Raw genomic sequence first — 18,627 nt, forward strand, 5'->3', positions numbered from 1 at the left:
GGGGAGCGCCGGTGAGTGTGACGGCCGCGATCGAGGCGCTGCGGCGCGACGCCGAGATGTGGGACCGGGTCGCCCAGGTGACCGGCCGGGCCGGCCAGGAGGCGGACGCTCTCCGGCTGGACAACACCCAGCTCTCCTGGGCCAGTGTGCCGACCGGGTTGATGCGCACCTACGCCGAGATCCAGGAGAAGGTGGCCATGCTGCTCGGCGAGGCCACGACCGTGTACGCCGATCTCGGCGTCGCGCTCGACAAGGTGGCCGCCGCCTACGAGGCGAGCGACGAGAAGGCGGCCCGGCAGTTCAAGGGGGTGTGGGATGTCCGTGAGTAGCACCGAGGCCGACCTGCTGGACAAAATCAACTCGACGCTGGAGAAGATCCAGACCAAGACCACCGAGCTCCAGAACGCCATCAACTCCAAGATCGGCTGGCTGCCCGGATTCCTCCAGGACAAGGTCGTCGCCGGCTGGAACAAGTTCACCGGCTTCATGCAGCGGGTCTGGACCAACCTCAACGAGGTCCTGTCCAACATGGGCTCGCCGTCGGCGCTGGCCGACACCGCCGAGGCGTGGAGCGACCTCGTCGGCGGGCCGGTCAGCGCCCAGGTCCAGACGGCCGAGGCCGGGCTGCTCAGCGCGGACGACAAGTGGGACGGTGACGCCGCCGACGCGTACCGCCAGACCCTGCCCTTGCAGAAGGCCGCCCTGGACAAGGTCAAATCCAGCCTGACCGACGGCATCGCCTCGGCGCTGAGCACCGTGTCGACCGGCATCCTGGCGTTCTGGCTCGGTCTGGTGGCGGCGCTGGTCGCGCTGGCCGTCGGCATCGTCGGCGCGCTCGGCTCCACCGCGACCATCGTCGGCCTGCCGGCCGCACCGATCATCGCGGCCGGCGCCGCCCTGGCCGCCTCGGCCTCGCTGATCGGCGGCGCCGAGACGCTGAAGGCGCTGTGCGCCTCGGCCAACGCGACGCTGCGGCAGAAGCTCGCCGACAACGCGGGCTTCCACGAAGGACACTGGCCGCCGGCGGCGAAGGGATGACGACCCCGCCGATCCGCCGCAGCCGCAGCGCTTTCTCGGCCGCGCTGACCGGCGTGGTGATCGCGGCCGATCTGGCGCTGGCCGCCATCAGCTATCTGGCCTGGTCGCTGAACGACGACGCCAAGGGCGTGACCTTCGCGCTGGCCGGCGTCTCGGCCGTGGCCGGCGCGGTGCTGCTGGTCCCGGTCGCCGTCGCGTTCGCCGGGGGATCGGCCCGCCTCGCCCGTCGCGCCGACGGCCTGATGTGGCTGCGGCTGATCGGCGTGCTGATCACGTTGGCGGTGTTCGCCGTCCGGCCGGGAGTGGCGGCCATGGCCGGTGTCCTGGCCGCCGTCGGCGCCATCGCCGCGGTGGCCGACGCCGTCGCGGGCCTGGTGCTGGCGCGGGTGGCGCTGCGGCGCACGTCCGGTGGATGAGCCGTTCGGCGCCCTGATCGGCCTGTTCTGCCTCGTGTTCGGGCTGCTGTTCGCCGTGCTCCTGGTGGTCGCGGTCGGCCGGCGGCGCCGCGAGCGCGACCGCCGGCGCGCCTGGGCCGACGGCAACGGGTGGAGCTACACCGAGCACCCCGGCGTCGACTGGGGACGCCATCTGCCCGGGGCCAACAGGCGGGGCATCGAGTACGTCTTCTCGGCCGTCCTCCACGGTCGCCGGGTGAGCGTGGCCCACTACGCGGTGACCGACGCCGACGGCAGCTCCCACCAGCATGTGGTGGTCGTGGCCACCCTGAACCGTCACCTCCCGCCGGCCGAGGTCACCCGGCGCGGCCGGATCGCCAAGCTGCTGAGCGGCGGCGAGACCGGAACCGGCCATCCCATCTTCGACAGCGAGTTCCGCGTCCGCACGTCCACCCCACCCGGCTGGCTGACGGGCGCTCTGATCGACGCTCACCTGCACGCGCGGATCCCGGTGCCGTGGCTCATCGACGGCGCCGAGCTGATCCACCAGCATCCGGGGCGGCTCGAGCTCGGTGACGTCCCGAGGCACGCGGCCGCGATGGCGCGTCTGGCCGACCTGGTGGACGGAACCGTCCCGCAGTAGACCATTGCCCAGGAAATAGCGCAGCGTCACCCCGGCAAGTCGTGTACGGGCCCGCCACCTGCGGGAACGTAGCCCCGCCATGAGCCTTTCACCACAGGAACTCCGGGCCGCGGTGGCCCGGGAGATGCCACGCGTCCGCGCCGATCTGGAACGGCTGGTGCGCATTCCCAGCATCGCCTTCGACGGCTTCGACCACGCCCAGGTGGACCGGTCGGCCGAGGCCGTGGCCGAACTTCTCCGCGGGTGCGGCCTCGACACGAAGGTCGTCCGCAGCGGCGGCCGGCCCGCGGTGATCGGGCGGCGGGCCGCGCCGCCGGGAGCGCCGACCGTCATGCTCTACGCCCACCACGACGTGCAACCGGCCGGCGACCCCACACTGTGGACCGACGGTGACCCGTTCGAGCCTCAGGAGCGGGACGGCCGGTTGTACGGCCGCGGCACCGCCGACGACAAATCCGGCATCATGGCCCACGTCGCGGCGTTGCGGGCCTGCGGCGACGATCTGCCGGTCGGCGTGGTGGTGTTCGTCGAGGGCGAGGAGGAGTACGGCTCCCAGTCGCTGCGCGGCATCCTCCGCGACCACCTCGACGACCTGCGGGCCGACGTCATCGTGATCGCCGACTCGACCAACTGGGACATCGGCGTGCCCGCGCTGACCACGTCGCTGCGCGGCGAGGTCAACTGCTTCGTCGAGGTACGGACCCTCAGGTCAGCTGTGCACAGTGGCATCTACGGAGGCCCGGCCCCGGACGCCCTCACCGTGCTGTCGCGGCTCATCGCCACCCTGCACGACGCCGACGGCAGCCCGGCCGTGGACGGCCTCGGCGGCTCCGATCACACGACCCTCGACTATCCGGAGGAGCGCTTCCGCCGGCAGGCCGGCGTGCTTGACGGCGTACACCTGATCGGCTCCGGAAGTGTCGCCGCGCGCAACTGGACCAAACCGTCGATCTCGGTTCTCGGCATCGACGCCCCGCCGACCGGGGCCGCGCCCAACGCCCTGGTGCCGGTGGCCAAGGCGAAGATCGGCGTCCGGGTGGCGCCGGGCGACGACGCCGGCGCGGCCTGGCTGGCGATCAAGGCCCACCTGGAGAAGCACGTGCCGTGGGGCGCCCAGGTGACGGTCACCCTGGAGCTCACCGGCGAGCCCACCGCCCTCGACGCCACCGGCCCGTTCTTCGACGCCGCCCGCGCCGCCCTGCGCGAGGCCTGGGACGGCACCGAGCCGGTCGACATGGGCCTCGGCGGCTCGATCCCGTTCATCGCCGACTTCCGCGACCTGCTCCCGGGCGCCGCCATCATGGTGACCGGCGCCGAGGACCCGTACTCCCGCACCCACTCCCCGGACGAGAGCCTCGACCTCTCCGAGTTCGCCCGCATCTGCCTGGGCGAGGCGCTGATGCTCCACCACCTGGGAGGGGTTCACCGCTGACACGAGCATCACTTTCCGTTTTGGCCGGATCGGCCGCGGAGAAAACTATGTTCACCAGGGACAACGGGGAGGAATCATGCGCAGGACGATCATCGCGGTGGGCGCTGGGCTGGTGCTCGCGGCCGGAGGGTGCGCCTCGTCGAACGGCGACTCGAACGCCGCTCCGGCTACGACGCCCCCGACCACCACAGCGACCACACCGGACACCTCGGGGGCCACGGGGACCGCGGGGACCACTGCCGCGCCCACGGCCACCGCCACCGCCACCCATTCCACTTCCGGCGGCGTCCGTTCCTGCCTCAGCAAGAACCTGAAGATCACCGCGGTGGCCGACCAGGGCGGCGGCTCGGCCGGGCACACCACCGAGGACATCGTCTTCGCCAACACGTCCGGGTCGACGTGCACGCTCTTCGGATATCCGGGCGTCTCGTTCGTCGCCGGCGACCAGGGCAAGCAGGTCGGCAGCGCCTTCACCCGGACGCCGGGTGACAAGCAGGAGCTCCGGCTCCAGCCGGGCGACAAGGTGCACGCGACGATCCAGATCGCGAACTATCAGAACGTGGACGCGGCCTCCTGCAAGCCGGTCCAGGTGCGCGGCTACCGCGTCTACCCGCCGAACGAGACCGCGGCCGTCTTCGTGTCCCAGCCGCAGACCGCCTGCTCGGCGCCGAACCAGGCGGTCGGCCAGGTGCAGCCGGTGACACCCGGCGAGTGATCCACGCCTCGGTCCCGAACGTCCGGCCGGATCGCGCGTTGCAGTCAAAGTGCAGACCAACGACGCTTTCGCGTACGCCTTCCGGGACGGCATCGAGGCGCTGACCTCACTGGTGCCGGGCTCCTTCCACACCACCGGCCCGACGGGCACGCTGCTGGCCCTGACCCGCTCGGTGATTCCCGCTCTCAACCCGATCGTCGTTCCGCAGTCCGGCCCGGACGTGGACGAGGTCGCCACCCTGGCCGAGCTGGCCGACCGCGAGGCCGGCCCGGCGCCGTGGTCGATCCGGCTGCGCGGTGAGCCGGGCGAGCGCCTGCGCGAGGTCGCCGCCCGGCACGGCCGGACCACCGCCACCCCTCAGCCGTTCATGACGTTGTCGCAGCCGCGGCTGGCGGCGGCGGGCCGGGTGCGGCGGATCAAGGGTGACGAGCACAAGACCTTCGCCGCCGTGGTGGCCGGGGTCTTCGGCGCGCCGCCGGAGCTGGTCTCGGCCGTCTACACCGCCGAGGTGCTCGACAGCCCGCAGGTCACGGCCTACGTAGCCGAGACCGGCCAGGGCGAGCCGGTCGCGGCCGGCGTCGCCATCACGACCGGCGACTACGCCGGCCTCGCGAACATCGGCACGCTTCCGGCGTTCCAGAGGCAGGGGTACGCCCGTACGGTCGCCCAGGCCCTGCTGTCCACCGGGGCCACACACTTCTACCTGCACGCCGACGAGCAGACGACGGCCTTCTTCGAGCGCTTCGGCTTCGCCACGGAAGAGAACTGGACGATGCTCACGCAGTAAGTTCCCCGACTGTCCACCAGCCCGGGGAGGGCCAGACTGGGGCCCATGCCCCTTCTCGAGCGCGAGCACGCCCTCGCCTCCCTGGTGGACTACGCCGCCGACGGTGACGTGCGCCTCGTGCTGGTCGCGGGCGAGGCCGGCATCGGCAAGACGAGCCTGGTCGAGGCGCTGCGCGAGCGGACCGGCGACGGGACCCGGTGGGCGTGGGGCATGTGCGACGGGCTCTTCACGCCCCGGCCGCTCGGCCCGCTGTTCGACCTGGCGGCCGAGCTCGGCGGCGAGATCGACCAGCTCTGCCGCCGCCGGGCGCCCCGCGAGGAGCTCTTCGACGCGCTGCTCCAGCAGGTGCGGGGCCGGCCGCACGTCCTGGTCATCGAGGATCTGCACTGGGCCGACGAGGCCACCGTCGACCTGGTGCGGTTCCTGGCCCGGCGGCTGCGCGACACCCTGCTGATCGCGACCTACCGCGACGACGAGCTCGATCCGCACGGCCCGCTGCGGATCGCGCTCGGCCGCCTGGCCGCGCTGCGCGGCACCCGCCGGATCAATCTGGCGCCGCTGTCGCCCGAGGCCGTGGGCGTGCTGGCCGGCGACAGCCGTCTGCCGGCGGCCGAGCTGCACCGGCTGACCGGGGGCAACCCGTTCTTCGTGACCGAGGTGATCCGCGCCGGCGGCACGGCCGTGCCGGCCTCGGCCCGCGACGCCGTGCTGGCCCGGGTGGCCGAGCTCGGCGCCGAGGGCCGCGCGCTGCTGGAGACCGCGGCCCTGGCCGGGTCGCGGGTCGATCCGCGCCTGATCGAGGCGGCCCCGCTGGACGAAGTGATCAAGAGTGGCCTGCTGGTCGAGGACCCACCCTGGCTGCGGTTCCGGCACGAGCTGGCCCGGCTCGCGGTCGAGCAGGCCGTCCCGGCCCATCGGGCCGTCCGGCAGCACGCCGCGATCCTGGCCGCGCTGCACGAGCTGGGCAGCGACGACGACGCCCAGATGGCCTTCCACGCCGAGAGGGCCGGCGACGCCGAGGCCACGCTCCGTCATGCCGTACGGGCGGCCGACCGCGCCGCCGAGCTGGGCGCCCACCGCGAGGCGGCCGCGCAGTACGAGCGCGCGCTGCGGATCACCGAGAGCGCCGAGCTCTACGACCGCCTGTCGGCCCATCTGTCCCTTCTGGACCGTGGCGCCGATCAGCTCGTGGCCGCGACCAGGGCCCGCGATCTGTGGCGGGCCGAGGGCGACGAGCGCAAGGAGGGTGTGGCGCTGCTGCGGCTCTCGATCGCGCTGGTCGCGCTCTGCCGCCGGCGCGAGGCGATGGTCGCGGCCGAGCAGGCCCTGGCCATTCTCGAGAAGCACGAGAAAACCCCGGAGCTGGCCCGGGCGTACGCCCATCTCGCCACCCAGCGCATGTTGACCGACCGCCATGCCGAGGCCATCGAGCTGGCCGTCCGGGCCCAGGAGGCCGCGGCCGCGCTCGGCCTGCCGGCGATCGTCAGCGACGCCCTGAACACGCAGGCCTGCGCCCTGTCGATGAGCGACCAGCAGTGGTGGGACGTGATGACCGCCGCCCTGCGGGTCGCGCGGGAGAACGACCTGGACGAGCAGGCCGGCCGGGCCTACACCAACTTCTACGGCATCCTCACCTGCGAGCGCCGCTACGCCGAGGCCGAGCCGCACTACGAGGCCGGCATCGCGTTCTGCGACGAGCACGACGTCTCCGCCTTCGGCACCTGCATGCGCGGCGAGCGCACGGTGAGCCTGGCCCGCACCGACCGCTGGGACGAGGCGGCCCGGCTCGGCCGCCGGTTGATCACCGAGGTCGAGGCGTCGCCGATCAACCGGATCAGCCCGCTGCTCGGCCTCACCACGGTGCTGGTGCGCCGCGGCGACGACAGTGTGGCGCCGCTGCTGGACGAGGCGGCGGCCACGGCCGACGGCTCGGCCGAACCACAATGGATCGTCTACGCCCGCCTGACCCGGGCCGAGTGGCGGTGGCTGGCCGGCGACCGGGAGCAGGCGCGGCGCGAGGCCGAACTGGCGGACGACGTGGCGGGCCGGGGGAACCGGTGGCTGCGGGGTGCGGTCGGGGTCTGGCTCCGGCGTACGGAATCGGAAAGGTCCTGGAAATCGCCCGTGGCCGAGCCGTTCCAGCTCTTCCTGGACGGCGAGTTCGCCGCGTCGGCCGAGCAGTGGGACGCGATCGGCAGCGGATACGAGGCGGCCCTGTCGCTGATGGCCTCGCCCGAGGAGGAGCACCTGCGCGAGGCCGTACGTAGATTCGACGAGCTCGGCGCCGTGCCCGCCGCCCGCCGGGCCCGGCAGCTGCTGCGGAGCCGGGGTGTGCGGTCGGTGCCGGTGGGCCCGCGCGCCGCCACCCGCGCTCATCCGGCCGGGCTGACCCGTCGCGAGCACGAGGTGCTCGACCTGATCGGCGCCGGGCGCACCAACGCCGAGATCGCCGCCCATCTCGTGCTCTCGGTGAAGACCGTCGACCATCACGTGTCGGCCGTGCTCGCCAAGCTCGGCGCGCCCACGAGGTCGGCGGCCGCGGTCAAGGCTCGCAACCTGGGACTACTTGGGTAGCCGGCGAAGAAATCTGGGTAGCCGCTCCCGATCTCCGGCCGAGCTCCGGCGGCGAGAGTTGAAGGCATGAACACCTACATGGATGTCCACACCGTCGCCGGCGGCGTCAACCTCGACGACGTCGTCAAGGCACACCAGGCCGATCTCGCGACGCAGGGCGAGTTCGACGTCAGCTATCTGCGCTACTGGGTCGACGAGGCCCACGGCAAGATCTTCTGCCTCGTCGAAGCGCCGTCGGCCGACGCCGCCGCGGCCGTGCACCGCAAGGCGCACGGCCTGGTGGCCGACGAGATCTATCAGGTGGCCGAGGGTGCCTGAATCCTACTAGTCAGTCTCTCTGCTATGCAGCTAGTCTGACTACATGACGCCCCGGCCGTGGTTGCACGGCTTCCTCGACCTGTGCCTGCTCGCGATGCTGCGCGAGCGGCCCGACTACGGGTACGGCCTCGCCCAGCGGCTCGCCGCCGCCGGCGTGGCCGATGTGCCCGGCGGCACGCTCTACCCGGCCCTGCTGCGCCTGGAGCAGCAGTGCCTCGCCGTGCCCGGCTGGCAGCCGTCCGAGTCCGGCCCCCGCCGCAAGTACTACGCGATCACCGACGCCGGCCGGGAGTTCCTCGACGGCCAGGCGGCCGAGTGGCGGCAGTTCCGCGACGGCGTCGACGCCCTCATCGAAGCGAGGGCACCCCGGTGAGCGACTGGCCCCGGTTGTTCGAGACCGAGCTCCTGCGCCTCGGCCTCCAGCCCGCGCGGGCCCGCCAGTTGGCCGACGAGACGGCCCAGCAGGCGGCCGAGCACGCGGCGCCGCCGGCCGACGTCTTCGGCCCGGCCCATCTCTACGCCCGGCATCTGGTGGCCGAGCTCAACACGCCGGCCACGGCTCGACGGCTGGCTCCCGGCCCGGTGATGCTGAGCCTGGCTGGTGTCGCCAAGCGCTACCGCCGCCGCACGGTGTTCGCGGGCGTCGACCTGCGCGTCCGGGGTGGCGAGGTGGCCGCGATCGTCGGCGCCAACGGCTGCGGCAAGTCCACATTGCTGCGCATCTGCGCGGGCCTGACCCGGCCCAGTTCCGGCGAGGTCCGCCGCACCCGGCGTGTCGGCTTCGTCCCGCAGGACGGCGGCACGGCCGGCTGGCTGACCGCCGAGGAGCACTTCACGCTGTTCGGCGCGGCGGCCGGCATGGTGCCCGGCCGGGCCCGCTCCACCGGCGCCCACCTGGCGGCCCGGCTGGCCTGGCGGCCGAGCCGCGAGCAGCCCGCGCAGCAGCTGTCGGGCGGCACGAGGCAGAAGCTCAACCTGGTGCTCGGCGAGCTGCACGCGCCCGACCTGCTGCTGCTCGACGAGCCGTACCAGGGCTTCGACCAGGGCACCTATCTGGACTTCTGGCAGCAGGTCTTCGCCTGGCGCGACGCCGGCCGGGCCGTCGTGGTGGTGACACACCTTCTGCACGATCTTCAGAACGTCGACCACGTGCTCGATCTCGGGGCTTTTGTTGAGGAGGGGGCGCGATGACAGCCTTCGTGGTGGCGAGCCTGTCGGCTCGCGAGGTCTCCCGCCGATGGGCGGCGCTGGCGCTGGTGGTCGCGCTTCCGCTCTGGTTCTATCTCGTACGGCGTGACCTCGCCGGCCAGTCGACGCGCATGCTGGCCCTGGGTATCGGCTGGTCGGTGTCCACTTTGACGTTGTTCGTGGTGAACGCCTCCCGCAGCGTCGACCCGCGCCTGCGCCTGACCGGCGCGTCGACCGCGAGCATCATCGGCGGCCGGCTGGTCGCGATGTCCGGGGTCGGCCTCGCCGTGGCGTTCGGATATTGGCTGCTGGTCGGCGTCGACCAGGACCTGCTCCACTGGTGGGTGGCCGGTCTGATGATGGCGACCACGGCGCTGGTCGCGGCGCCACTCGGCAGCCTGATCGGCGCGCTGCTGCCGCGTGAGCTGGAGGGAGCGCTGGCCCTGCTCAGCGTGTGCGCGGTGCAGATGCTGGCCGACCCGGCGGGCACGACCGCCAAGCTGATGCCGTTCTGGTCCACACGCGAGATCGGCACGTACGCGGTCGACGGCGGCGACGTCGCCATGGTGTGGCGCGGCCTCGGCCACGCCGGCCTGGTGTGGCTCCTCTGCGCCGGCGGCACGCTGGCGATCTTCCGCTGGCGTCTGCGCTTGGCAAACTATCCAGAACCGACTTGAAACCTGACAAACGGTCAACCAAGATCAGCCGAAAGTACGTATCAGCCTCCGCAAGACTCTTATGTCCGATATGCCACGATCTGTGGCGTAAGCGGAAAACACAGCTGGAGGTTGGATATGAACAAGGCAGTTCGGATGCTGACCATGATCGGCATGGGTGTGATGACCAGCGTGGCGATCGGCGCGCCGGCGCTGGCCGCGGACAGCGGTTCGTCGGCGACGGCCAAGAGCGAGTCCACGGCCAAGGTGCAGCGGCACGACCGCGACCAGGTCGTCGGCTTCTACCGGACGCTGCGCGACTGCGAGCGGGCCGGCCGGGTCGGCGAGTGGTTCGACCGCTGGGAGGACTACGACTGCGACCGGGTGCGCTTCGGCTTCCGCCGCGGTTTCTGGGCTCTCGAGGTCGAGCGTGACTGGCGGGGCGGCCACCACTTCCGCGACCGCGACCACCGCGACCGCGACCACCGCGACCGCAACCACCGGGACCGTGACCACCGTGACGGCGACCACCGCGACAACGACCGCGACGACCGCCGCGGCCCGAGCCGTCGCTGATCCACCACGTCAGACACGCCGCCGGCCATGACGCCCCGAACCGTCAAGGCCGCCGGCGTGCTCTGACTCCCCCTTCACCGCTGAGGTGAAGTGGGAAGCATCGCCCACCTCGACGCCCAGGCCAGGCGCCGAGGTGAGGCGGCGCCCATCCCCGGCGTTCGGGCCGGGCGTCCGGGGGAGGTGGTGACGCCTTCGGTCTCAGCGTTCAGGCCGGCCGTAGCGGGGAATGGCAGCCACCGCCCATCCGCCGTTCTGGCCGGCCGATATCCACCCTGGCGTTCAGATCGGCGTCGAAAAGGAAATGGCGACCACTGCGTACCCGGTGCTGTGGCGCCCGCCGAGCATCCCGGCGCGGGCGGCGCTGGGAAAGGGCACGCCGCCCAACAGCCAAGCGGCGTTGAGGCAAGCTTCCCGCCGTCTACCCCGGAGTCGGCCGGCGTTGCAAAGGCGCGGCGCTTACCGCCTATTCGGCGTTCGTGAAAAGTGCGGCCTGGTGTCGCTTCACAATCCACCCCGGTGTTCGGGCCGTGCCCTTTCGGGGTGCGGCCCGAGCATTTGGCTATATGCGCCGCAGGACGCTGACGACCTTGCCCAGGATGGTGGCGCCGTCGCCGGGGATGACGTCGTAGGCGTCGTTTCGCGGTACCAGCTCGACGTGGCCGTTCGTGCGGCGCAGCACCTTCACCGTGGCCTCGCCGTCGAGCATGGCGGCCACGATCTCGCCGTCCTCCGCCACCTGCTGCTGGCGGACCACCACCGTGTCGCCGTCGCAGATCGCGGCGTCGACCATCGAGTCGCCCTTGACCCTCAGGGCGAACAACGTGCCCTTGCCGACCAGGCTGACCGGCAGGGTGAGCTGCTCCTCGACGTGTTCGTCGGCCAGGATCGGCGCGCCGGCGGCGATCGCCCCGAGCACCGGGACCGCGACGTTGCCGTCGCTCGGCGTGCGGATGTCGATCGCCCGCGAGCCGCGCGCACCCCGGCGGATCAGGCCGCGCTCCTCGAGAACGCCCAGCTGATGGGCGACCGACGACGGCGAGTCGAGCCCCACCGCGGCGCCGATCTCACGAATGGTCGGCGGATAGCCATGACGGTCGATCCAGTCGCGGATCATCGAGTAGATCTGCCGTTGTCGCTTGCTGAGGGGCACGTCATCCGGGGACGTCATGCATGGATGATACTACAATCTTCGATCATCTGTACGAAACTCTTTCGAGTGACGCTCACTCGCGAAGCTAGTCGTCGGTGGGCCGGCGCTGGGTGGGAATGTCGTCCGGCGGCCGCTCCATGCTCATCACGGTCATCTCGCGCTTCTCCGGCTCACCGGCACGAGGCGAGGGCGGCACGATCCGGCTGGTGGGGTCGTCCGAGATATCGGGTTGTTCGGCATCCGCGATGGAGGAGGACGGCTCCGGCTCCGACAGCCGGATGACCTGCGTGCTGTCCCCACCGGCGGGCCGGCCGAGAGAAGCGATCGTGGCGGCCTCGTCCGACGAGACCACGACGCCGGTCTCCCGTGGGGTGGGTGCGATCAGCCGGGAGAGGGTCGACTCGACGTCGCGTTCGCCGGAGAGGTAGGTCGTGGCCTCCGCCTCCACGTGCAGCGGCCTGGCCGCGGGAGCCTTCACGACCTGGCCGGTCTCCGTAGCCGGCTCGCCGCCCACGGTGGGCTCGTCGCTCGCGGTCACTACCGTGGGCTCGTCGCTCGCCGGGACTGCGGTCGGCTCGTCGCCCGTGGGCGTAGCGGTCGGCTCGTCGGCCTCGATGGTTGCGGTGGCCGCGTCGGTTTCCGGTGGCGTGGTGTTCAGCGTCGGCTCGGTGTTGTCGCGGACGGCAGCCGTCGGGTCGTCGCCGCGGCTTGGTGCTTTGGCTTCCGGCTGTGTGGTGTCCAGCGTCGGGTCGTTGCTGATGACCACTGTCGGGTCGCTTCCGGGCACGTCCACGGCTGTCGTCCTCGGCGGCTGCGGGCCCACCCGGATGACCGTTGTCGGGTCCGGGTCGGAGGTGGCCGAACGCAGGACCGTCGTCGGGTCCGGGTCGGATGAGGCCGAACGCAGGACCGTCGTCTCCAGGACCGCCGCCGGGATGGTCGGGGCGGGCGCGGTCGCCCGGAAACGGCCGATCTGCCCGATCAGTGGCAGGACCGGCGGCTCGTAGCGTTCCCACCGGCGCGCGCTCAAAGCCGTACACATCAACGGAATCGCCAGCATCGCCGCCAGGCCGTAGCCGGGGCGGCTCAGGTCGAAGCCGTCCTTCGCCACGTTCGCCGGCCACAGGGCCGCGTAGCCGGACGGCTCGACCAGCGCCCAGACCGACATCCCGCCCAGCGCCAGGCCGGCCAGCAGCGGGCCGGCCGGGGAGATCGGTGACAGGAGCAGGATGGCGTACGCCGCGCCGGCCAGCACGAGCAGGGACAGGCCGCCCACCGACTCGACCGCGAAGTCGTCGCGCCCCCTGGTGGTCAGGTCCTGGGTGAAGCCGACGGCGGCGAGGATCCACACCGCCGGGGCGAGCACGACGGCGTACAAGATCGACCTGAAGTGGCGCAAGGGTGTCTCCCGGGTTTTCCAGCTGCTCAGGCAACGTACCGCCGCTGGGCAAGCCCCGTAATCTACGGCGCATGAGTGAGCAGCCCACCGGCCGTCCGACGTCGTATTCGCGGGTCACCCTGAGCCGGATCATGACCGCGGTGGACGTCAATCTCTACGGGACCGTGCACGGCGGCGTCCTCATGAAGTTCGTCGACGACGTGGCCGGCGCGGCCGCGGCCCGGCACAGCGGCGGCACCGCCGTGACCGCGGCCATCGACGAGATCCTGTTCCTCGAGCCGGTGCGGGTGGGCGATCTCGTGCACGCCTACGCGCAGGTGAACTGGACCGGCACCAGCTCGATGGAGGTCGGCGTCAAGCTGGTCGCCGAGCGCTGGGACGTGGTCAGCCCGGAGCCGCTCACCGTGGCCACCGCCTACCTCGTGTTCGTGGCGGTGGATGTGGCCGGCCACCCTCGCAACGTCCCGCCTGTGTTGCCTGAGCACATGGACGACGAGCGCCGTTTCCGCGAGGCTCTGATCAGGCGCGAGCACCGCCTGTCGCGCCGGACGGCCATCCAGAAGGCGCGGCAGGAAAGCGGGCTCGGCAAGGGCAAGTGAATGAACGTTAAGGTGAGCGCATGACGGGCACAGTGTTGTGGGAGCCGCCGGCTGACGTCCGGGAGACCTCGCGCATCGGGCGCTACATGTCCTGGCTGGGCCGGGCCGACGACGACTACGCGGCGCTGTGGCAGTGGTCCGTCGACGACCTGCCTGGGTTCTGGCAGTCGATTTGGGACTATTTCCAAGTAAAATCCGACAAACAGCCGACCGCGGTGCTCGCCGATAAAAGCATGCCCGGCGCGAAGTGGTTCCCCGGCGCCACCCTCAACTACGCCGAGCACGTCCTGCGCGCGCCGGGGCTCGGCGAGGATGAGCCGGTCGTCATCGCGTACAGCCAAAGCCGTGACCGCAAGCAACTCACCGTGCGTGAGTTGCGCGAGGAGGTCCGTAAGGTCCGGGCCGGGCTGAAAGCCCGCGGTGTCGGCCAGGGCGACCGGGTCGCGGCTTACACCCCCAACATTCCCGAGACGTACGTCCTGATGCTCGCCACCGCGAGCCTCGGCGCCATCTTCTCGTCGTGTGCGCCCGAATTCGGCGTTCGCAGCGTCATCGACCGCTGGCAGCAGATCGAGCCCAAGGTTCTCGTCGCGGTCGACGGCTACATGTACGGCGACAAGGCCATCGACCGCCGCGAGGAGGTCGCCGCGATCGTCGAGGCGCTCCCGTCGATCGAGCACGTCGTCACCATCGGTTACCTGCACGGGGGCGGCGATTACGAAGCGCTCAAGGGCGACGAGCCGATGGCGTACGCGCACGTGCCCTTCGATCATCCGCTCTACGTGCTCTACAGCTCGGGCACGACCGGCCTGCCCAAGCCGATTGTCCACGGGCACGGCGGCATCCTGCTGGAACACCTGAAGATGCTGGCCCTGCACCACGATCTCGGCCCCGGCGACCGCTTCTTCTGGTTCACCACGACCGGCTGGATGATGTGGAACTTCCTGGTCAGCGCCCCGGCGGTGGGCGCGGCCATCGTCCTTTTCGACGGCAACCCGGCCTATCCAATGTCGGCCCTGTGGGATCTCGTCGACGAGGCCGGCATCACCTATTTCGGCACCTCGGCGCCGTACATCATGGCCTGCCGCAAGGCCGGTCTGACCCCGCGCAAACGGCTCAAGGGCATCGGCTCGACCGGCGCGCCGCTGCCGCCCGAGGGCTTCGACTGGGTCTACGAGGCGGTCGGCTCCGAGCTGCAACTGCAGTCGCTGTCCGGCGGCACCGACGTCTGCACGGGTTTCGTGGGCGCGGTGCCACTGCTCCCGGTGGTCGAGGGTCAGATCGCTTGTCGCGCTCTGGGTTCCAGGGTCGAGGCGTACGACCCCTCGGGCCACCCGGTGATCGGTGAGCTGGGCGAGTTGGTGATCACCGCGCCCATGCCGAGCATGCCCGTCGGTTTCTGGAACGATCCGGACGGCAAGCGCTACCGCGAGGCGTACTTCGACTACTTCCCGGGCGTCTGGCGGCACGGCGACTGGATCACGATCGGCGCCGACGGCAGCTGCGTGATCACCGGGCGTTCCGACGCCACTCTCAACCGCGGCGGCGTACGGCTGGGCACCGCCGAGTTCTACTCGGTCGTCGAGAGCCTGCCCGAGATCGCCGACTCGGTCGTCGTGCACCTTGAACAGGACGGCAACCCCAACGGCGAGCTGCTCCTGTTCGTCGTGCCGGCCGAGGGTTTCACCCTCGACGACACCCTGCGCAAGCGCATCGGTTCCGAGCTGCGTGCGGCGCTGTCGCCGCGGCACGTCCCGGACGAGATCCATGCCGTACGGGCGGTGCCGCGCACCCTCTCGTCGAAGAAGCTCGAGGTGCCGGTGAAGCGCATCCTCACCGGCACGCCGGTCGAGTCGGCGGCCGCCGCGGGCGCGCTGGCCAACCCGTCGTCGCTGCTCGAGTTCGAGGAGCTGTTCAGAGCACGAGGGTGACCTTCTCCGAGGCGCTGCGCGTTTCGATCTTCGCGGCGTCGAGGTTGGCGCAGAGGACGATCGAGGCGCCCGCCACCAAGGGGGCGAGCAGCCAAACGACGGGATCGGGGTTCTTGGTCGCGTCGATCAGCACGCGGGCCCCGGCAGGGATTCCGCTTTCGGCCGCTTTACTCAGGACCTCGCGATGCGTACGCCCGTTGAGCGCCTTGTCGTCCGGCGCCACCGGCTGCCCGGGGAAGTAGTCGCCGTGCTGGCGCACCTCCAGCACGTAGTCGGCGAAGCCGGCCGGCAGCTCGCGCAGCGGCATCGCGAACGGGAGCAGGCCCGTGGCGTACCTGTCCGCCGCTTTTGTCGCACTGGTCTGTCCTGGCGTGGTCATCACGACATCCGCCGACTCTGTGTCCCCGGTCTCGGCGGCCAGGCCGGCCGACCACACGCCGAGCAGGATGGCCGCGGTCTGCCAGTGCGGCGGCAGATGCACGGCCGCGGTGTCGCCGCTGCCGAGGCCCAGGCCGTCGACCAGCAGGTTCGCGGTCTTCGAGACCCAGTTGTCCAGAGTCGCCCCGGACAATTCGGTGCGGTCGCCACTGGCGTCGTCATAGAAGGTCAGCAGCGGCGAAGCCGGGTCATTCCGGACCGCTGCGGCGAGAACCTGCGGGATCGTCGGTTGCACTTCGACCACGATAGTGTCGTGACCGTCCGTAATCGATCCTGGACGCGCGATGAGTTCGCCGAAACGCCGGGAACAAGGCGGTGTCGCCGTCACATGCGCGATGCATTGCGGGCGTAGTCTTGCCAGTGGTCTGAATTACAACCTCTTTGGGAGTTGCCTCGTGACCGCCGGTCGCCCCCCGCGAGTGCTCGTCGACGCCACCAGCGTCCCCGCTGACCGGGGAGGTGTCGGCAGATACGTCGACGGCCTCCTCGGCGCCCTCGGCCGGATGGACCCCGACCGGGTCGATCTGGCCGTCGTGGCCCAGCGTTCGGATGCGGAGCGTTACAGCCGCATGCTCGACGACAAGGCCGAGGTGATCGCCGGCCCGGCCGCGGTCGCCCACCGGCCGGCCCGGCTCGCCTGGGAGCAGACGGGTCTGCCGCTGCTCGCCCAGCAGGTCGGTGCCCAGGTGCTGCACTCACCGTTCTACACGTGCCCGCTGCGCGCGAGCTGCCCCGTCACGGTGACCGTGCACGACGCCACGTTCTTCACCGAGCCGGAGCACTACGACAACACCAAGCGGACGTTCTTCCGCAGCGCGATCAAGACGTCGCTGCGCCGCGCGGCCCGGGTCATCGTGCCCAGCAAGGCGACCCGCGACGAGCTGATCCGCCTGCTCGACGCCGACCCGACCCGCATCGACGTCGCCTATCACGGCGTCGACCAGGCCGCGTTCCACGCGCCGACCGAGGAGGAGAAGGCGCGCGTGCGCGCCCGCCTCGGCCTCACCGACTCCGGTTACGTCGCGTTCCTGGGCGCCAAGGAGCCCCGTAAGAACGTGCCCAACCTGATCCGGGGCTGGGCCCGCGCGGTCGCCGACTGGCCCCACCCGCCGGCGCTGGTGCTGGCCGGCGGTCAGGGCCACGACGACGAGATCGACCGCGCGGTGGCCGAGGTCCCGTCCCACCTGCGCCTGCTGCGCCCCGGCTACCTGCGCTACGCCGACCTGCCCGGCTTCCTCGGCGGTGCCCTGGTCGCCTGCTACCCGTCGTTCGGCGAGGGCTTCGGCCTGCCCATCCTCGAGGCGATGGCCTGCGCCACCCCGGTGCTCACCACGCCGCGCCTGTCCCTGCCCGAGGTGGGCGGCGACGCGGTGGCCTACACGACCGAGGACCCCGACCGCATCGCATCGGACCTGGCCGATCTGCTCCACGACGAGCCCCGCCGCCTGACCCTCGCCAAGGCCGGCTTCGACCGCGCCAAAGAGTTCACGTGGCAGTCGAGCGCCGAGGTACATGTCACAACCTGGAAACGAGTCGCGGCGCTCTGACCTTTACACTCTGTGCACATGAGCGATCAATTCGGTGGACTCTACGGTGTCGTGCTGGCCGGTGGCACGGGCACTCGCCTCTGGCCTCTGTCCAGGGCGGGTCACCCGAAATTCCTGCACCCGCTGACCGGCACCGACGCCTCGCTGCTACAGGCGACGGTCCAGCGCCTCGACCTGCTCGCGCCCCTCGACCGCGTCTTCGTGGTCACCGGCGTGGCGCACGCGGCGGCGGTGTCCCGCCAGCTCGACACCATCCCTGACACGAACGTGCTGGTCGAGCCCTCCCCGCGCGACTCGTGCGCGGCGATCGCCCTGGCCGCGGCGGTGATCGCCCGCCGCGACCCGCAGGCGATCATGGGCTCGTTCGCGTCGGACCACCTGATCTCCGACAAACAGCGGTTCACCGAGGTCATCCGCAAGGCGATGGTCGGCGCCCAGCAGGGCCTGCTGATGACGCTGGGCATCACGCCGACACGCCCGGAGACCGGATACGGCTATCTCCAGTGTGGCGGCGAGATCGGTGAGGGCCCCGTCCTCGCGGTCGAGGAGTTCAAGGAGAAGCCGTCGTACGACGTAGCCGAGAGTTACGTGAAGTCGGGCAACTATCTCTGGAACGCCGGCATGTTCGTTTGGCGCGTCGACGCGTTCCTGTCCGAGCTCTCCCGCCAGCAGCCCCAGCTGGCGGCCGGCGTCTCCCGCATCGCCGCGGCCTGGGACTCGCCCGAGCGCGAGGAGGTGCTGGGCGAGGTGTGGCCCACCCTGCCGCGCATCTCAGTCGACTACGCGGTGATGGAGGGCGCGGCCACGGTCGGCCGCGTCGGCACGGTCCCCGGCGACTTCGGCTGGAACGACGTGGGCGACTTCCACACCCTGGGCGAGGTGCTGGCGGCCGACCCGTCCGGCAACGTGGTGGTCGGCCAGGCGGTCGAGGCCCACGCCAAGTCGGGCGTCCTGCTGCGCGACGCCGAGGGCCTGGTCGTCGTGCCCACCCCCGGCCGCTTGGTGGCCGCCATGGGCGTCCGCGACCTCATCATCGTGGACACTCCCGACGCCGTGCTGGTCTGCCCGCGCGAGCGCGCCCAGGAGGTCAAGCACTTGGTCGACGAGCTGAAGGAACTGGGCGAACACGACTACGTCTGAGCGGCACCCACGCGCCGGCTCACGCCCGACCCTGCGCCGAGCCCGCTCCCGGTTGGACATTTCGGATAAATCCGAATGGAGCGGGTGGAGTGAGGGCTGTG

Annotated in this window: 20 protein-coding genes; 17 read left to right on the forward strand and 3 right to left on the reverse strand. The window is 71.3% G+C overall.

Annotated features, from left to right (window positions below):
- The first annotated feature begins 11 nt into the window (after positions 1–11).
- From ACQP2X_RS04865 to ACQP2X_RS04925, 13 genes are all read left to right on the forward strand, one after another.
- The gene (locus ACQP2X_RS04865; protein WP_498694632.1) at positions 12–329 is read left to right on the forward strand and encodes a hypothetical protein; all 318 of its coding nucleotides are present in this window, start codon (positions 12–14) and stop codon (positions 327–329) included.
- A complete protein-coding gene (locus ACQP2X_RS04870; RefSeq protein ID WP_498694634.1) occupies positions 322–1,038 on the forward strand; it encodes a hypothetical protein in 717 nt (238 codons plus the stop codon). Before ACQP2X_RS04865 ends, ACQP2X_RS04870 begins: the two co-directional genes overlap by 8 nt.
- Positions 1,035–1,454 (forward strand): hypothetical protein, encoded by a 420-nt coding sequence (locus ACQP2X_RS04875; protein WP_498694635.1) that lies wholly within the window; start codon positions 1,035–1,037, stop codon positions 1,452–1,454. Before ACQP2X_RS04870 ends, ACQP2X_RS04875 begins: the two co-directional genes overlap by 4 nt.
- The gene (locus ACQP2X_RS04880) at positions 1,447–2,076 is read left to right on the forward strand and encodes a hypothetical protein (RefSeq protein WP_498694636.1); all 630 of its coding nucleotides are present in this window, start codon (positions 1,447–1,449) and stop codon (positions 2,074–2,076) included. The genes ACQP2X_RS04875 and ACQP2X_RS04880 overlap by 8 nt, the downstream gene beginning before the upstream one ends.
- 79 nt (positions 2,077–2,155) lie before the next feature.
- The gene (locus tag ACQP2X_RS04885; RefSeq protein ID WP_498694637.1) at positions 2,156–3,508 is read left to right on the forward strand and encodes a dipeptidase; all 1,353 of its coding nucleotides are present in this window, start codon (positions 2,156–2,158) and stop codon (positions 3,506–3,508) included.
- 76 nt (positions 3,509–3,584) lie between these two features.
- Positions 3,585–4,223: a DUF4232 domain-containing protein gene (locus tag ACQP2X_RS04890; RefSeq protein WP_498694638.1), complete on the forward strand. Its 639-nt coding sequence runs from the start codon at positions 3,585–3,587 to the stop codon at positions 4,221–4,223.
- Positions 4,224–4,272: 49 nt separating this feature from the next.
- The gene (locus ACQP2X_RS04895) at positions 4,273–5,010 is read left to right on the forward strand and encodes a GNAT family N-acetyltransferase (protein WP_498694639.1); all 738 of its coding nucleotides are present in this window, start codon (positions 4,273–4,275) and stop codon (positions 5,008–5,010) included.
- 45 nt (positions 5,011–5,055) lie between these two features.
- A complete protein-coding gene (locus tag ACQP2X_RS04900; RefSeq protein WP_498694640.1) occupies positions 5,056–7,584 on the forward strand; it encodes an ATP-binding protein in 2,529 nt (842 codons plus the stop codon).
- Between the two features lie 66 nt (positions 7,585–7,650).
- Complete coding sequence (locus ACQP2X_RS04905; protein WP_498694642.1) at positions 7,651–7,902, forward strand: DUF4242 domain-containing protein; 252 nt, start codon at positions 7,651–7,653, stop codon at positions 7,900–7,902.
- Between the two features lie 43 nt (positions 7,903–7,945).
- Positions 7,946–8,275 carry a PadR family transcriptional regulator gene (locus tag ACQP2X_RS04910; protein WP_498694643.1) on the forward strand — a complete coding sequence of 110 codons (330 nt, stop codon included), beginning with the start codon at positions 7,946–7,948 and terminating at the stop codon, positions 8,273–8,275.
- A complete protein-coding gene (locus ACQP2X_RS04915) occupies positions 8,272–9,093 on the forward strand; it encodes an ATP-binding cassette domain-containing protein (RefSeq protein ID WP_498694645.1) in 822 nt (273 codons plus the stop codon). The genes ACQP2X_RS04910 and ACQP2X_RS04915 overlap by 4 nt, the downstream gene beginning before the upstream one ends.
- Positions 9,090–9,767 (forward strand): hypothetical protein, encoded by a 678-nt coding sequence (locus tag ACQP2X_RS04920; RefSeq protein ID WP_498694647.1) that lies wholly within the window; start codon positions 9,090–9,092, stop codon positions 9,765–9,767. Before ACQP2X_RS04915 ends, ACQP2X_RS04920 begins: the two co-directional genes overlap by 4 nt.
- A gap of 117 nt (positions 9,768–9,884) precedes the next feature.
- Positions 9,885–10,322, forward strand: coding sequence for a hypothetical protein (locus ACQP2X_RS04925; RefSeq protein ID WP_498694648.1), 438 nt, complete (start codon positions 9,885–9,887; stop codon positions 10,320–10,322).
- 559 nt (positions 10,323–10,881) lie between these two features.
- On the opposite strand, the gene lexA is transcribed toward ACQP2X_RS04925, so the two are convergent.
- Positions 10,882–11,490, reverse strand: a complete 609-nt coding sequence (lexA, locus tag ACQP2X_RS04930; RefSeq protein WP_498694649.1) for a transcriptional repressor LexA — start codon at positions 11,488–11,490, stop codon at positions 10,882–10,884.
- 67 nt (positions 11,491–11,557) lie between these two features.
- A complete protein-coding gene (locus ACQP2X_RS04935) occupies positions 11,558–12,871 on the reverse strand; it encodes a hypothetical protein (RefSeq protein WP_498694650.1) in 1,314 nt (437 codons plus the stop codon).
- 71 nt (positions 12,872–12,942) lie between these two features.
- Here ACQP2X_RS04935 and ACQP2X_RS04940 point away from each other — a divergent pair, with 71 nt between their 5' ends.
- Entirely contained in the window at positions 12,943–13,470 is a 528-nt protein-coding gene (locus ACQP2X_RS04940; protein WP_498694651.1) for an acyl-CoA thioesterase, read from the forward strand.
- 20 nt (positions 13,471–13,490) lie between these two features.
- Positions 13,491–15,401 carry an acetoacetate--CoA ligase gene (locus ACQP2X_RS04945; protein WP_498694652.1) on the forward strand — a complete coding sequence of 637 codons (1,911 nt, stop codon included), beginning with the start codon at positions 13,491–13,493 and terminating at the stop codon, positions 15,399–15,401.
- On the opposite strand, the gene ACQP2X_RS04950 is transcribed toward ACQP2X_RS04945, so the two are convergent.
- Entirely contained in the window at positions 15,385–16,074 is a 690-nt protein-coding gene (locus tag ACQP2X_RS04950) for a TIGR03089 family protein (protein WP_498694653.1), read from the reverse strand. The genes ACQP2X_RS04945 and ACQP2X_RS04950 overlap by 17 nt on opposite strands.
- A 160-nt stretch (positions 16,075–16,234) precedes the next feature.
- Between ACQP2X_RS04950 and ACQP2X_RS04955 the strand changes: the two genes are divergently transcribed.
- Together ACQP2X_RS04955 and ACQP2X_RS04960 are read left to right on the forward strand one after the other, a co-directional pair.
- Positions 16,235–17,386 (forward strand): glycosyltransferase family 4 protein, encoded by a 1,152-nt coding sequence (locus ACQP2X_RS04955; RefSeq protein WP_498694654.1) that lies wholly within the window; start codon positions 16,235–16,237, stop codon positions 17,384–17,386.
- Positions 17,387–17,404: 18 nt separating this feature from the next.
- Positions 17,405–18,526, forward strand: coding sequence for a mannose-1-phosphate guanylyltransferase (locus ACQP2X_RS04960; protein WP_498694656.1), 1,122 nt, complete (start codon positions 17,405–17,407; stop codon positions 18,524–18,526).
- Positions 18,527–18,627: the final 101 nt, after the last annotated feature.

This window comes from Actinoplanes sp. CA-131856 (assembly GCF_050956135.1).
GTDB lineage: Bacteria > Actinomycetota > Actinomycetes > Mycobacteriales > Micromonosporaceae > Actinoplanes.

Coding starts and splice junctions, on each gene's coding strand:
- ACQP2X_RS04875 (WP_498694635.1), top strand. CDS start 1,035: ATGACGACCCCGCCGATCCGCCGCAGCCGCAGCGCTTTCTCGGCCGCG.
- ACQP2X_RS04885 (WP_498694637.1), top strand. CDS start 2,156: ATGAGCCTTTCACCACAGGAACTCCGGGCCGCGGTGGCCCGGGAGATG.
- ACQP2X_RS04890 (WP_498694638.1), top strand. CDS start 3,585: ATGCGCAGGACGATCATCGCGGTGGGCGCTGGGCTGGTGCTCGCGGCC.
- ACQP2X_RS04900 (WP_498694640.1), top strand. CDS start 5,056: ATGCCCCTTCTCGAGCGCGAGCACGCCCTCGCCTCCCTGGTGGACTAC.
- ACQP2X_RS04905 (WP_498694642.1), top strand. CDS start 7,651: ATGAACACCTACATGGATGTCCACACCGTCGCCGGCGGCGTCAACCTC.
- ACQP2X_RS04910 (WP_498694643.1), top strand. CDS start 7,946: ATGACGCCCCGGCCGTGGTTGCACGGCTTCCTCGACCTGTGCCTGCTC.
- ACQP2X_RS04920 (WP_498694647.1), top strand. CDS start 9,090: ATGACAGCCTTCGTGGTGGCGAGCCTGTCGGCTCGCGAGGTCTCCCGC.
- ACQP2X_RS04925 (WP_498694648.1), top strand. CDS start 9,885: ATGAACAAGGCAGTTCGGATGCTGACCATGATCGGCATGGGTGTGATG.
- lexA (WP_498694649.1), bottom strand. CDS start 11,490: ATGACGTCCCCGGATGACGTGCCCCTCAGCAAGCGACAACGGCAGATC.
- ACQP2X_RS04940 (WP_498694651.1), top strand. CDS start 12,943: ATGAGTGAGCAGCCCACCGGCCGTCCGACGTCGTATTCGCGGGTCACC.
- ACQP2X_RS04945 (WP_498694652.1), top strand. CDS start 13,491: ATGACGGGCACAGTGTTGTGGGAGCCGCCGGCTGACGTCCGGGAGACC.
- ACQP2X_RS04960 (WP_498694656.1), top strand. CDS start 17,405: ATGAGCGATCAATTCGGTGGACTCTACGGTGTCGTGCTGGCCGGTGGC.